Source organism: Streptomyces sp. RerS4, from assembly GCF_023515955.1.
In the GTDB taxonomy this organism is placed as follows: Bacteria; Actinomycetota; Actinomycetes; order Streptomycetales; family Streptomycetaceae; genus Streptomyces.
The window spans coordinates 4991200-5004696 of the sequence record NZ_CP097322.1 but is presented as its reverse complement, the minus strand read 5'-3'; the positions used below and the strand labels follow the sequence as shown (position 1 = coordinate 5004696).

The 13497-nt window shown below is 71.2% G+C and carries 16 protein-coding genes and 1 riboswitch; of the genes, 9 read left to right on the top strand and 7 right to left on the bottom strand.

What is annotated here, in order from left to right; all coding sequences use genetic code 11:
- Positions 1-155 precede the first annotated feature (155 nt).
- The 7 genes from M4D82_RS23325 (at position 156) to M4D82_RS23295 (ending at position 4802) form a co-directional block, all read left to right on the top strand.
- Entirely contained in the window at positions 156-563 is a 408-nt protein-coding gene (locus tag M4D82_RS23325) for an SsgA family sporulation/cell division regulator (protein ID WP_249767904.1), read from the top strand.
- Between the two features lie 102 nt (positions 564-665).
- Positions 666-1187 carry an AMIN-like domain-containing (lipo)protein gene (locus M4D82_RS23320; RefSeq protein ID WP_249767903.1) on the top strand — a complete coding sequence of 174 codons (522 nt, stop codon included), beginning with the start codon at positions 666-668 and terminating at the stop codon, positions 1185-1187.
- Positions 1188-1268: 81 nt separating this feature from the next.
- Positions 1269-1463: riboswitch (cobalamin riboswitch) on the top strand.
- 27 nt (positions 1464-1490) lie between these two features.
- Positions 1491-2201, top strand: a complete 711-nt coding sequence (locus M4D82_RS23315; protein WP_249767902.1) for an energy-coupling factor ABC transporter permease — start codon at positions 1491-1493, stop codon at positions 2199-2201.
- A complete protein-coding gene (locus M4D82_RS23310; RefSeq protein WP_249767901.1) occupies positions 2198-2584 on the top strand; it encodes an energy-coupling factor ABC transporter substrate-binding protein in 387 nt (128 codons plus the stop codon). The genes M4D82_RS23315 and M4D82_RS23310 overlap by 4 nt, the downstream gene beginning before the upstream one ends.
- 3 nt (positions 2585-2587) lie before the next feature.
- The gene (gene cbiQ, locus M4D82_RS23305) at positions 2588-3337 is read left to right on the top strand and encodes a cobalt ECF transporter T component CbiQ (RefSeq protein ID WP_249767900.1); all 750 of its coding nucleotides are present in this window, start codon (positions 2588-2590) and stop codon (positions 3335-3337) included.
- Positions 3334-4173, top strand: a complete 840-nt coding sequence (locus M4D82_RS23300; protein ID WP_249767899.1) for an energy-coupling factor ABC transporter ATP-binding protein — start codon at positions 3334-3336, stop codon at positions 4171-4173. The genes cbiQ and M4D82_RS23300 overlap by 4 nt, the downstream gene beginning before the upstream one ends.
- 38 nt (positions 4174-4211) lie before the next feature.
- On the top strand, positions 4212-4802 hold the full coding sequence (locus tag M4D82_RS23295; protein WP_249767898.1) for a PadR family transcriptional regulator: 591 nt from the start codon (positions 4212-4214) through the stop codon (positions 4800-4802).
- Positions 4803-4847: 45 nt separating this feature from the next.
- Here M4D82_RS23295 and M4D82_RS23290 read toward each other — a convergent pair whose 3' ends face one another.
- Complete coding sequence (locus M4D82_RS23290) at positions 4848-5060, bottom strand: EF-hand domain-containing protein (protein WP_249772083.1); 213 nt, start codon at positions 5058-5060, stop codon at positions 4848-4850.
- A gap of 254 nt (positions 5061-5314) precedes the next feature.
- Between M4D82_RS23290 and M4D82_RS23285 the strand changes: the two genes are divergently transcribed.
- Complete coding sequence (locus tag M4D82_RS23285) at positions 5315-6064, top strand: tRNA-dependent cyclodipeptide synthase (protein WP_249767897.1); 750 nt, start codon at positions 5315-5317, stop codon at positions 6062-6064.
- A complete protein-coding gene (locus tag M4D82_RS23280; protein WP_249767896.1) occupies positions 6045-7280 on the top strand; it encodes a cytochrome P450 in 1236 nt (411 codons plus the stop codon). Before M4D82_RS23285 ends, M4D82_RS23280 begins: the two co-directional genes overlap by 20 nt.
- Positions 7281-7372: 92 nt before the next feature.
- Here M4D82_RS23280 and M4D82_RS23275 read toward each other — a convergent pair whose 3' ends face one another.
- The 6 genes from M4D82_RS23275 to M4D82_RS23250 all read right to left on the bottom strand — a co-directional run bounded on the left by M4D82_RS23275 (position 7373) and on the right by M4D82_RS23250 (position 13483).
- Complete coding sequence (locus M4D82_RS23275; protein ID WP_249767895.1) at positions 7373-8560, bottom strand: YncE family protein; 1188 nt, start codon at positions 8558-8560, stop codon at positions 7373-7375.
- Positions 8557-9318: a polysaccharide deacetylase family protein gene (locus M4D82_RS23270; RefSeq protein WP_249767894.1), complete on the bottom strand. Its 762-nt coding sequence runs from the start codon at positions 9316-9318 to the stop codon at positions 8557-8559. Before M4D82_RS23270 ends, M4D82_RS23275 begins: the two co-directional genes overlap by 4 nt.
- 421 nt (positions 9319-9739) lie before the next feature.
- Complete coding sequence (locus M4D82_RS23265; RefSeq protein ID WP_249767893.1) at positions 9740-10348, bottom strand: ATP-binding protein; 609 nt, start codon at positions 10346-10348, stop codon at positions 9740-9742.
- A gap of 140 nt (positions 10349-10488) precedes the next feature.
- A complete protein-coding gene (locus M4D82_RS23260) occupies positions 10489-11256 on the bottom strand; it encodes an enoyl-CoA hydratase/isomerase family protein (protein WP_249767892.1) in 768 nt (255 codons plus the stop codon).
- Positions 11257-11373: 117 nt separating this feature from the next.
- Positions 11374-12618 carry a L,D-transpeptidase gene (locus M4D82_RS23255; RefSeq protein WP_502988987.1) on the bottom strand — a complete coding sequence of 415 codons (1245 nt, stop codon included), beginning with the start codon at positions 12616-12618 and terminating at the stop codon, positions 11374-11376.
- A 124-nt stretch (positions 12619-12742) separates the two neighbouring features.
- On the bottom strand, positions 12743-13483 hold the full coding sequence (locus M4D82_RS23250; RefSeq protein ID WP_249767891.1) for a L,D-transpeptidase family protein: 741 nt from the start codon (positions 13481-13483) through the stop codon (positions 12743-12745).
- Between the last annotated feature and the right edge of the window lie 14 nt (positions 13484-13497).

Genomic DNA, 13497 nt, shown 5'->3' with positions numbered 1-13497 from the left:
AGGGCGGGCCCTCGCCCGTACGGGGCTCCCCGCGGCCAAGTGGGGTCCTCGGGCCCACCCGCCTCGGGACCTTCGGCCCCGTCCGCCGCCGGCGCGGTGGGCTAGCGTGCGAAGGGGGGTCCGTGCACGTCCCCGCGTGAAGGAAGGCTGCCGCCATGGCCACCACCGAACACCGCGTCCTGTCCCTGCGGCTGGAGGTCGCCCCGCTGACCGTCCCCCTCCAGGGCGCCTTCGTGTACCGCACGGACCGGCCCTACGAGCTGGCCGTCGACTTCCGGGGCGCCGGCAGGCACCTGGCCCGCTGGGTCTTCTCCCGGGACCTGCTGATCGACGGGCAGACCACCCCCGCCGGCGAGGGCGACATACAGGTCTGGCCGATGCGCGAGGGGACCGAGCCCCGGGTGTTCCTGGCCTTCAGCAACGGCGCGCAGAGCTGCGTGGTGTCCGCCCGCGCCAAGGACGTACGGGCCCTGTGCCGCCGCATGACGGAGCTGGTGCCGCGCGGCCAGGAGCGCCGCCACTACGACCTGGACGCACAGCTGAGCGCGCTGCTGGCGTACTGAGCCGGCGTACCGAGCGGCGTACTGAGCGCAACCGCACGACGCACCCCGGCGTCTTCCTCGGCGACAGCAAGTCCCCGTCTCAAGAGGAATCGGGGGGACGCCATGCGTCACCTGCCCAGCTCGCGCCGCCGCAAGATCGTGGCCCTGGCCACGGGCGCACTGCTCACCGCCGGCATCGGCCTCGCCGCACCGGCATCAGCGGCCGCCACGGCCACCCGCACCACCCAGATCCCGCTCGTCGTCAATGCCCGCTGGGGCGGTCACTGCACGTTCGACCGGATCGTGGTCGACATCGAGGGTTCCGTCCCCGAGGTCACCGTCAGTCCGGTCTCCGAGCTCGTCTACGACGGGTCGGGCAAGCCCGTCCCGCTCGCCGGGAAGTACTTCCTGGAGATCCGCATGCACCCGGCCGCCGGGCACACCGACGACGGGCAGAACGTCTACCAGGGCCCCAGGCTCCAGAAGATCTACCTGAGCAAGCTCAAGGGCCTCGCCCTGACCGGCGACTTCGAGGGGTACGTGACCATCGGGGCCGCCTTCGACACCAGGCCCGCCTACGGCGTCACCGTGCTGCACGCGCCGGAGCGGATCGTGGTGGACATCTCGCACCCGAACACCTGCTGATCCCACAGCACCACCGGCCCCGGCGCACATCGGTGCCCGGGGCCGGGGTCGGGTCGGGTTGTAAGCGGTGCGTGCCGCCCACTAGGGTCAGCGGGCCTTGGTGTTCGGGAAACCGGTGGAAAACCGGTGCGGCCCTCGCCACTGTGATCGGGAAGTCCGGCTCCACTCCTGCGGGAAGTCACTGGGCCCTCGCGGGAGACCGCGCAGGCCCGGGAAGGCGGAGCCAGGGCATCAGTACCCGTCAGCCAGGAGACCGGCCGAGGCGCGTCGTCCATCCACGAGGTGCTGGAGAGGTCTCTATCCATGCATATTGCCGAGGGGTTCCTACCCCCCTTGCACGCGGTCGCCTGGGGCGCCGCGTCCGCCCCGTTCGTCGTCCACGGCGTACGCGCCCTCACCCGCGAGGTGAAGGCCAATCCGGAGAGCACGCTGCTGCTCGGGGCGTCCGGAGCGTTCACCTTCGTCCTGTCCGCCCTGAAGATCCCCTCGGTGACGGGCAGTTGCTCCCACCCGACGGGCACGGGGCTCGGGGCCATCCTGTTCCGACCACCGATCATGGCGGTCCTCGGCACGATCACCCTGCTCTTCCAGGCGCTGCTGCTGGCCCACGGCGGACTCACCACCCTGGGCGCCAACGTCTTCTCGATGGCCATCGCCGGCCCCTGGGCGGGCTACGCGGTCTACCGGCTGCTCCGGAAGTCGGGGACCCCGCTCATGGTCGGCGTCTTCTTCGGCGCCTTCTTCGCCGACCTCGTCACCTACTGCGTGACCTCGGTCCAGCTCGCGCTCGCCTTCCCGGACCCGGCGAGCGGCTTCCTGGGCTCGCTGGAGAAGTTCGCCGGCATCTTCGCGCTCACCCAGATCCCGCTGGCGATCAGCGAGGGCCTGCTGACCGTCCTCGTGATGCGCCTGCTCATGCAGTCCAGCAAGTCCGACCTGGTGCGCCTCGGAGTCGCGAAGCTCACCGGAGGCAAGAGTGCCGAGCAGACCGGCCGGGAGGCGGAGGTCCGATGACCCGCAACGCGAAGATCAACACCCTGCTGCTCCTGGTGGTCGCGGCGCTGGCCGTGCTCCCGCTCGCCCTCGGTCTGGGCGACGGCAAGGAGGAGCCGTTCACCGGCGCCGACGCCCAGGCGGAAACGGCCATCGCCGAGATCGAGCCGGACTACGAGCCCTGGTTCACCCCGCTCTACGAACCCCCGTCCGGGGAGGTGGAGTCGGCGCTGTTCGCCCTCCAGGCGGCGCTCGGCGCGGGCGTGCTCGCGTACTACTTCGGCGTGCGCAAGGGGCGACGGCAGGGCGCTGCCCTGGCGTCGGCCGCCGCCCCGGGCTCGGCCGGAGAGGCGGGCGAGGGCGCCGGCGAGGGCGCGGCCGTACCGGCCGCCCGGGAGTCGTAGCCGGTGCTGCCGATCGACGTGGCGGCCCACAGCAGTCGCTGGCGGGGCCGCCACCCGTTGGAGAAGGCGGTGCTGGGGATCGGGCTGACGGTCACCGCCGTCGCCCTGCCGCCCTGGCCGGGCGGGCCGCTCGTGGCCGCCGCCACCCTGGCCGTCCTGCTCGGGCCGGCCGGGGTGGGGGGGCGGCAGCTGTGGCGGGCCTTCCGGATCCCGCTGGGCTTCTGTGTGACCGGGGCGCTGCCCCTGCTGGTGTCGGTGGGCGGCCCGGCCGGGTTCCTCGCGCTCGCGCCGGATGGGCCCCGGCACGCGGGCGAGCTGCTGCTGCGTACCTCGGCGGCCTCCCTCGGGGTGCTGCTGTTCGCCTTCACGACCCCGGTGTCGGACGTATTGCCCCGGCTGGTGCGGGCGGGCGTGCCGGCGCCGGTCGTGGACGTGGCCCTGGTCATGTACCGGATCGGTTTCCTGCTGCTCGACTCGATGGACCGCGTACGCCGCGCCCAGGCGGCCCGGCTCGGGCAGACCAGTCGGGCGGCGGTGTGGCGTTCGCTGGCCGGGCTCGCGGCGACCTCGTTCGTCCGGGCCTTCGACCGCGCCGCGCGGCTCCAGGAGGGGCTGGCCGGGCGCGGCTACGACGGGGCGCTGCGGGTGCTCGTTCCCGAGGCGACGCTGTCCTGGCGGTTCCTCGCGGCCACCGCCGCCCTGCTGACCGGCCTGGTCGCGGGGACCCTCGTACTGAAGGAGCTGTGGTTGTGACCCCGTTGGTAGCGGCGGGCCCGCTGGTGGAACTGGCCGGCGCGGGCTACGCGTACGACGACGGCCCCGCCGTCCTGTCCGGCGTGGACTTCGGCATCGTCGAGGGCCGCGCGCTGGTGCTGCTCGGGCGCAACGGCAGCGGCAAGACCACGCTGATGCGGCTGTTGAGCGGCGGCCTGCGCCCCGGCACGGGCACGCTGCGCCTCGACGGCACGGTGGTGGCGTACGACCGGGCGGGGCTGACCCGGCTGCGCAGTGCGGTGCAGCTGGTGGTGCAGGATCCGGACGACCAGTTGTTCGCCGCCTCCGTCGAACAGGACGTCTCCTTCGGCCCGATGAACCTGGGCCTGTCCGCCCCGGAGGTCCGCGAGCGGGTCGACGCGGCGCTGGCCGCGCTGGACATCACGGCGCTGCGGGACCGCCCGACGCACCTGCTGTCCTACGGGCAGCGCAAGCGGGCGGCCATCGCGGGCGCGGTGGCGATGGCCCCGCGCGTGCTGATCCTGGACGAGCCGACGGCCGGCCTGGACCCGGACGGGCAGGAACGCCTCCTGGACGTCCTCGCGGGGCTGCGCGCGGCCGGCACCACCGTCGTCATGGCCACGCACGACGTGGACCTCGCGGTCCGGTGGGCGGACGACGCGGCGGTCCTCACCCCGGACGGCATCCGCGTCGGCCCCGCGCCGCTCCTGCTGTCGGACCCGGAGCTGCTCGCCTCGGCGGGCCTGCGCCAGGCCTGGTCCCCGGCGGTGACGGCCCTGCTGCGCGCGCACGGGCTGCTGGCCGCCGACGTACCGGGCCCCCGCGTCCCGGAGGCCCTGGCCGCCTGGCGGTGAGCCCCCGCGCCCACGGGGCCGGAACCTAGGATGGCGGCATGTCGCTCCCGCACGCCATCCTCACCGCCCTGCTCGAAAAGCCCTCGTCGGGGCTGGAGCTGACCCGGCGGTTCGACAAGTCGATCGGGTACTTCTGGTCCGCGACGCACCAGCAGATCTACCGGGAGCTCGGGCGGCTGGAGGAGGCGGGGCTGATCCGGGCGCTGCCCAGCGAGGCGCCCGTGCGGGGGCAGAGGAAGCAGTACGAGGTGCTGCCCGCCGGCAGCGCGGAGTTGGCCCGCTGGGTGGACGAGAGCCAGGATCCCAAGCCCCAGCGGGACGCGTTGCTGCTGCGCATCCGCGCGGCGGCGGTGGTGGGGCCGCAGGGGCTCGGCGGCGAACTGCGCCGGCATCTGGATCTGCACCGGGAGCAGTTGGGGACGTACGAGGCCATCGAGGCCAAGGACTTCCCGCCGGGCCGCGACGGCGCCGAGGACCGGCTGCGCCGGCTCGTGCTGCGCGGCGGCATCGCCTTGGAGACCTTCTGGCTGAGCTGGCTGGAGGAGGCGATCGCCGAGGTCCAGGACCTCGAAGGCGCAGAGGGCGCGGACGGCGCGGACGGCGCGGAGGGTCCCCCCGGCGGGGCCTGACGCGCCTCCGCCCCCGGCGGGCGGGGGCGGAGGTCGGCGGAGGCGTTACTTGTTCAGGTCGGCCCAGAACTCGTCGAAGCTCAGCAGGCCGTCCTGGTTGGCGTCCTTGGCGGCGACGACGGAGTCCGCGACCGAGGGCGTGACGAACGCGTCGCCCATCGCCTTCATGGCCTGGCTGTACTCGTCGGCCGTGATGAAGCCGTCACCGTTCACGTCGAACCTGTCGAACGTCGCCCGTGCGCTCTCGATGTCCGCCACTGGGTCCACCCCTTCTTGGTGCTTGTTGACCGGCTCAGGGTAGCGGCACGCCGGGACCCTCTTCCGGGCGGGTCCCGTTCGATCGGCAGAAATAAATTGAATTACCGGTCCGTAACCCGGAAGCGATAATTCCGGCCAACAATTCGGCCTCCCACTTGTCACGCTCCGGCATCACGGCATAACGTACCGACATTGCCGCCACACCAGGAGCGCAGGGCTCCCAGGGACAAGCGGCAACAAGGGCCATCACACAGGTGACGATCACAGCTGACGCATCATTCGAAGTTCTGCCCTTCACCCGCACCTGCCGCCATATCTGGGAAGACGGCGACCATGTGCTCATCGGAGTGAGTCCCGGCAACAGCTACTTCAGCTCCGAGCGCATCTCCAGTCTTGCCCGGTGGGCCACGACCCGCTTCGCGCAGGTCGACTTCGTCTACGCTGACCTCCACGTCGACCGGATGTTCGCCGCCTTCGGCTACACCCCGGACCACGCGGAGAAGCGTGCGACGAAAGAGATCAAGGCGGTCCGGAGAAGGATCCTCAAAGGCGTCGAGGAATCAGGATCCTCGCACGCCGAGATACGGGTGAGAGCTCTTTCGGAGTTCCAGTCGAACCCCGTGTACCAACTCCTGCACCGACGTGTCCTGCATTTCCTGGAAACCGATGACGCATTTCGCAAGGGTTGTGAGGAAATGGCCCTTCACTTCGTCGGCTCCAAGTTGCCGGAAGGTGAATCCATCACGAACGGCCAGTTGCAGGTCTGTTTCGACTACATGGCGGCCGAGCTGCCCTTCTTCGTGGACACCCCCAGCATTCTCGACGTGCCCTCCTCCGTGGCGGCCTACCACGTCAAGATGCCGATGACGGACCTCCTCTTCGCGCGGGGCGGCGGCCTGCGCGCGACCCGCAACCAGGCGTACGCCGTCGTACGCCCCGAGGCCGCCGCCTCGATCGCCGCCGCACCCACCGAAAGGACCGCCGATGAGCGTCGAGCAGCTTGAGGGCCGGGACGGGCAGGAGCCGCTCCTCGACTTCCCGCTCTCGCGGCGCGGTGACGTGCTGCCCGAGGAGTGTGCCTGGCTGCGCGACAAGGCCCCGGTCGCCAGGGTGCGCACGCTGACCGGGGACCCGGCCTGGCTGGTGAGCTCTTACGCGTTGGCCAAGCAGGTGCTGGAGGACGAGCGGTTCAGTCTGAAGGACACCGCGAACGCCGGCGTGCCGCGCCAGTACGCGCTGACGATCCCGCCCGAGGTCGTCAACAACATGGGCAACATCAACAGCGCCGGCCTGCGCAGCGCCGTCATGAAGGCGCTGAACCCCCGGCAGCCGGGGCTTCAGGACCGGCTGCGGGCCGTGGCCGGTGAGCTGATCGACCGGATCCTCGCGGAGGGCGGCCCCGCCGACCTGCGCGCCGGCTTCGCCGATCCCTTCTCGGCGGCGCTGCACTGCCAGGTGCTCGGGGTGCCGTTCGAGGACTGGCGGCGCCTGATGTCGGGGTTGGACGTCGCGTTCATGACCGCTCGCGAACCCTTCGCCGACTCGGCGCTCAACTGGTACAAGGACGTCGGTTACTTCACCGACCGACTGCGGGCGCAGCTCGCGCTGCCCGCCGAGGAGCGTACGGGGCTCCTCGGCAGGTTCGCGGAGCTGAAGGAGGCCGACCCGGAGTCGGCCCACCTGACGGACGAGATGTTCGCGACCGTGGCCGTCTCCCTCTTCGGGGCGGGCGCGGTCTCCACGTCCGCGTTCCTGGTGCTCGCGGTCCTCGCGCTGCTCCAGAGGCCGGAGCTGATCGGCTACCTGCGGGCGCATCCCGAGCGCATGGGCAAGGCCGTGGACGAGTTGCTGCGCTGGAACCTGTCGGTCGGTGACGGTCTGCCGCGCATCGCGATGGCGGACGTCCGGGTCGGTGACGTGCTCGTCAAGGAGGGCGAGCTCGTGCTCGTCCTGCTGGAGGGGGCCAACTTCGATCCGGAGGCCTTCGAGCGCCCGGAGGTGCTGGACCTGGAGCGCGACAGCGCCAACGCCCACCTGGCCTTCGGGGCCGGCCGGCACTTCTGCCCGGCCTCCGCGCTCGGCCGGGCGCACGCCGAGATCGCGTTGGAGGTGCTGGTCGAGCGGCTGCCCGGACTGCGGCTCGCGGTGCCGGCGGAGAACCTCGTCTGGCGCACGGGCTTCATCAAGCGGCTGCCCGAGCGGCTGCCCGTCGCCTGGTAGCGGCGGCCACGAGACCGGTGTCCCGGGAGCTGTGCGAGCTCCCGGGGCACTGTCGCGTCCGGGGAAGGCCGGCCTTGCCCGAGGGACATCCGCTAGCGGAAGATGCCGGTGTGGCCGAGCGAGTAGCGGCCGGGCTGGGGGTAGACGGCCAGGCCGTGGGGGCCGCCGCCGACGGGGATCCGCGCGAGCTGCTTGCCGCTGGTGGTGTCGATGGCGTAGACCTCGGAGTTGTAGCGGCCCGACAGCCACAGCACCCTGCCGTCCGCCGAGACGCCGCCCATGTCGGGGCTGCCGCCGTCGGGCAGTTCCCACTTCTTGGTGAGCCGGTTCTGCTTGAAGTCGTAGACGGAGATGCTCCCTTCGCCCCGGTTGGAGACGTACATCTCCTTCGAGTCGCGGCTGACGTACAGCCCGTGGCAGCCCTTGCCGGTGGGCAGCAGCTTGGGGGTGTCGAACTTCTCGCCGCTGAGGACCCACATGCCGTGCGCCATCATGTCGGCGACGTAGAAGGTCTTCCCGTCGGGGGAGATCTTCACGTCCTGCGGCATGGCCCCCTCGAAGGGAAGTTTCTGCTGGCCGATCACCTCCATCTTCTCGGTGTCGACCTTGAGCAGTTCGCCGGAGAACTCGCAGCTCACGATGAAGTAGCGGCCGTCCGCCGAGAAGTCGGCGTGATTGACGCCGAAACAGGTCACCGGGACGGTTTTCACTCGGTTCATCGTGTGCGGATCGCGGAAGACGAGTTCGCGGTCCATGGAGGCCATCACGACCGCGTACTTCCCGTTCGGCGTGAAGTACAGGTTGTACGGGTCGTGCACCTCGACCGGATCGCCCGCCTCGCCGGTCGCCGGGTTGATCGGGGTGAGCGTGTGACCGCGGTTGTTGTTGACCCACAGGGTCTTCATGTCCCAGGAGGGGACGACGTGCTGGGGTTGGACGCCGACCGGGATGGTGTCGATGACCTTGTAGGTGACCGGGTCGATGACGGACACCGTGTTGGAGTTGGTGTTCGGCACGTAGACGCGGGACGGGAAGTCCTTGACCACCGGCGAGAGCTTGTTCGGCCGGTCGGCCGCGTAGACGTCGTTCGGGTCGAGCAGCGGGGGCATCCCGGGCAGTCCCGGCGGCGCGGCCGGGACGGCCTTGACCGGGCGGGCGGGGCCCTTGGAGCCGAGCGCCTCGGGCTCGCCCTTCCCGCCGGATCCGCAGCCCGCCAGGGCGGCGAGGACGAGGCCGGCGACGAGCACGGTGGCCTTGTGTGGGAGGCGGTTGTTGGTCATGGGGTCAGCAGCTCCGTGGTGGTCACCGCGCGCAGTTTGCGGCGCGCGAGTTCTTCGAGGAGGGGTGGCATCGCGTCGACCGTGTCCGCGTAGCCGAAGTGCAGGCTCACCACCGATCCGCCTTGGATCGTCCCGGTGACGGTGCGGATGACGGCCGCGGCGCCGGGCGAGGTGAAGTCGAGGGAGTCCACGTCGTACGAGAGGACGTGCGGGTAGCCCGCCCGCTGGGCGAGGGTGCGCACGAGCGGGGAGGCGTACTGCGTCTGGGACGGGCGGAACCAGGTGCCGATGGAGCCGGTGAGTCGCTTGAGGCGTAGCGCGCAGCCGGTGATCTCGGCGTAGGCCTCGGCTTCGGGCAGGGAGTTGATCGCGACGTGGTTCTGGGTGTGGTTGCCGAGGTCGTGGCCGCCGTCGAGGATCCGGCGGGCCAGGTCGGGGTGGGCGTCGAGCCAGGCGCCGATGGCCAGTACGGTGACCCGCGCCCCGGCCCGTTCGGCCTCGGCGAGTACCGCGCGGGCGAGGGCGGGGTCGCCGTTGCCGTGGAAGGTGAGGGCGACGGCGGGGCGCTCGCGAGGCCCGTGCGCGATCTCGACGGGCCGCCCCGCGAACCGCCGGGGCGCCGGGGCGGGCCGGCCGGGGCGGCCGGGGGCGGCCCGCCTTCGCCGAGGCCGCGGTGGCGGCGGTTCCGGGGTCCGGCGACGGTGCGCCCGGCCGCGCAGGCGCCGGTGAGGCCGGCCAGGGCCGCCACGCCCGCGCACAGGGCCGCGCGGCGGCCTGGTAGGGAGAACACCTGCCCATTTAAGGGGTGGATGGCCAAGAAGGTAATGATTGACCCAATTCGGGGCGTTCGTCGCCGGGCGATGGGGTGGGGGTTCGTTCACCGTGCGGTCGATGATTCACGCGTGGTGTTCGATATTTATTCATCGAAAGCGAGGTGAGTAGCCCACCTCACCTAGGATTTAGGTGGAAACTCTTAGGATATGCACACTTATGTCCGAGTTTGGAGTTTTGGCGTTCGGGCCCTCGTCTGCCATAGTCGGAACCACGACTTCCCCTTGACCCGAGCGAAGTCGCCCCACGCCGAGGATCACACCCCCTTCGATCCTCGGCGCACCCGTGAAGCCCCCATGACGCCCCACCACGGCGACCGGGGGCTTCAGGCGTTGTGAGGGGGGCGGATCAGCGGTCGGCGACCCGCATCTCGAACCAGGTGATCTTGCCGCGCGGCAGCAGGTCCGCGCCCCACCGGTCGGAGAGCTTGTCGACCAGGAAGAGCCCCCGCCCGGTGGTGTCCAGCTCGTGCACCGGCATCAGACAGGGCAGCCCGCGCGAGGGGTCGCGTACCTCTACGCGGATCCAGCCGCGCCGGCGCAACATCCGCAATCCGAAGGAGCGGGCCCCGGTGTGGCGTACGGCGTTGCCGACGAGCTCCGAGACCAGCAGGACGGCGTGCTCGGAGATCTGCGGCGACAGGCCCCAGAAGCGGATCACCACGCTCTGGGTCAGCCGGCGGGCGGTGCTCGCGGACTCCGGCATGGACGGCAGCGTCACCTCCGCCTCGGCCGGGTTCCCGTACAACTCCAGCGCCTTGAGGCCCTGTTCCTCCTCGAACGCCGCCGTGAGCCGTACGACAGCAGCGCTGCCGCGCTGTCGCGGCTGTTCCACACCCTCCAGGCCCGCCATGCACCCATCATGGACGGCCGACGCCTCCGTCCGGGCCGTTCCGCGGGAAAACGCCCCTCGGGAGCACGTCTTCCGAGGGGCGGTCGCGGCATATGCGCAAGGCAACAGGACGCCTACGGGACCACCCTGACCTGCGGTGACGATCCGCCGCCCGACGATCACCCAGAGTGGATCTCCAGGGCCCCTTAAGTCTCCCTTAAGGGCCGGCTAATCCACCCTCAGGGAGGAGGCACCCGAAACCGGCCTCAGACGAACTTCGCCTTGCCCGGCCCCTCTTCGACGAAGCTGCGCATCCCGCGCTCCCGGTCCTCCGTGGCGAACAGTCCCGCGAACCAGTTGCGTTCGATGGTCAGGCCGGTGTCGATGTCCGCCTCCAGCCCCGCGTCGACGCACTCCTTGGCGGCGCGCAGCGCCATCGCCGGGCCCTGCGCGAGCTTCGCGGCCCACGCGTGCGCCTGCTCGTAGACCTCGGCGGCGGGCACGATCCGGTCCACCAGACCGAGGGTGAGCGCCTCTTCGGCCTTGACCATACGGCCGGTGAAGATCAGGTCCTTGGCCTTGGAGGGGCCGATCAGCCGCGCGAGCCGCTGGGTGCCGCCGGCGCCCGGGATCAGGCCGAGCAGGATCTCGGGCTGACCGAGCTTGGCGTTGTCGGCGGCGATCCGGTAGTCGGCGCAGAGGGCCAACTCGCAGCCGCCGCCGAGGGCGTAGCCGGTGACGGCGGCGACGACGGGCTTGGGGATCCGGGCGACCGCGGTGAAGGCGTCCTGGAGCGCGCGGGACCGGGCGACCATCGCCGCGTGGTCCATGGTCTGCATCTCCTTGATGTCCGCGCCGGCCGCGAACACCTTCTCACCGCCGTAGATGACCACCGCGCGCACGTCGGCGCGGTCGGTGGCCTCCACCGCCAGCTCGCGCAGCCGGTCCTGGGTGGCGATGTCCAGGGCGTTCATGGGCGGCCGGTCCAGGAGCAGGGTGCCGACGCCTTCGGAGACTTCGAGAGAGATGGTCATACGGGTCAGATTAGGGGGCGAGGGGTTCGAGGTCGCCCCCGGATGGGCGCGGAACGCGGTGTGGCCCGGTGCTGTGGGTCACAGCACCGGGCCACACCTACCGCGCGTCCGACGGACCTACTTGATCCACTCCGCCCAGTCCATGTTCCAGCCGTTGAGGCCGTTGTCCGGGGCGATCTGCTTGTCCTTCGAGTTCTTCACGATCACCACGTCGCCGATCAGCGACTCGTTGTAGAACCAGGCGGCCGGGGTGCTGTCGTCACCGGCGCCGCGCCGGTCCTGGATGCCGATGCAGCCGTGGCTGACGTTCTCCGAGCCGAAGGTGCTCTTCGAGGCCCAGTAGTTGCCGTGCACGAAGGTGCCCGAGGTCGACAGCCGCATCGCGTGCGGGACGTCCGAGATGTCGTATTCGCCGCCGAAGCCGACGGTGGCGCCGTTCATCCGGGTCACCTTGTACTTCTCGCTGATGACCATCTGGCCGTTGTACGTGGTCGTGGCGGGCGCGCCGGCCGTGATCGGGACGTCCCTGAGGACCTGGCCGTCGCGGACGACCTGCATGGTGTGGGCGCTCGCGTCGACGGTGGTGACCTGGGAGCGGCCGACGGTGAAGGTGACCGTACGGGTCTGCTTGCCGTAGACGCCCGGCCGGCCCTCGACCCCGTCGAGGGCGAGCTTCACGGTGACCTTGGTGCCGGCGGCCCAGTACTTCTCGGGGCGGAAGTCCAGGCGGTCGTTGCCGAACCAGTGGCCCTCGACCGGCACGGACGGCTCGGCCGTCACGGTGATGGCCTTCTCGACGGCCTCGGGGTTGGTGATGCCGCGGGTGAAGTTGATCGAGACCGGCATGCCCACGCCGACGGTCGAGCCGTCCTCCGGCGTGTAGTGGCCCACGAAGGTGTTCTGCGGGGTCAGGGTGGTGAAGGTGGTGTCCTTGGCGGACTCCCGGCCGGCCTCGTCCTTGGCGACGGCGTGCACCTTGTACTCGGTGGCGGCGGCCAGGTGGCGGGCCGGCTCCCAGCTCAGGCCGTCGGCGGCGAGCTTGCCCTCCACCGCGTTGCCCTTGGTGTCGGCGACCGTCACCGTGGTGAGCTTGCCGCCGGTGCTGGTTATCTTCAGGATGCCGCTCGTGGCGACCTCCTTGGACCCGTCGTCGGGCTTGACGTTGACCACGGCCTTCGAGGCCTCGGTGCCCGTCTTGGCGCCCGCGGCGGCTCCGCCCTTGTCCCCACCCTTGCCGCCTGCGTCATCGGCGCCGCCGCCACACGCGCTGGTGAACAGCAGGGCCGCTCCCAGCAGAAGGGCCGGCAGGCCGGTGCGGACGCGGCCGCGAATCGGCTGCAGGTTCACTCGTGTTCTCCCCATGTCCCCCGCGCGCGGACAGTCGCGCGCATGGTGACAGGAAATCACACGACGAGATGACGAATAGGCACAGTCGTGTCACCGTTCCGTCACCAAGTGCCGGAAGGCGGCCTACGCCGCCCCGGCCTCAGTCCTCCGTGCCCGGCTTGACGCCCCAGACGTAGACGGCGTCGCCCTCGACGAGCAGGTTCCACAGCCGTTCGGCGTCCGGCACCGAGAGGTTGACGCAGCCGGCCGAGCCGCCCTCCGCGAAGAGCCGGCCGGGGCGGCCGTGGAGGGCCTGGCCCCCGTCGAAGAACTGGGCGTAGGGCATGGGCGAGTTGTCGTAGAGGCTGGACACGTGGTCCTTGTGCCGCCAGTAGATCTCGTGCCAACCGGGGCGGGTCTCCTGGTCGTCGCGGCCCGTACGGATGGGCACGGGCGCGAAGACGACGCGCCGGCCCCGCTGCACCCACAGCAGCTGCCGTTCCAGGTCCACGCAGGTCACGCGGTGGTCGCGGACGGGACAGTCGCCGGCGGCGTTGGGGTTCGCGCGGGCGGCGACGGCCGTCATGACGCGGAACGTGGCGAGGCCGGGGTAGCCGTCGGCGGGGGTGATGTCGTTGCGCTGCTGGAAGGCGCGGATGGCGAGGCAGTCGGCGATGGACTGCGTCCCGTCGACCGTGAGGTCGAGGTGGGCCTCCAGTTCGCGCTGGTAGGGGCCGGTGCCGGCGGTGCAGGCCGTCTCGGGCTCCGGGGCGGGGGCCGGTTCGGGGGCCGCCGCGTGGGCGGGGCCGGCGAGGGCGACGAGGGCGCACAGGGTGGCGAGGGCGGCCGCTCGGGCCGCCGCTGCGCGGGGCGTTCGGTGTGCGGTGCGTCGTACGGCCATGGGAGCCTCCTCCG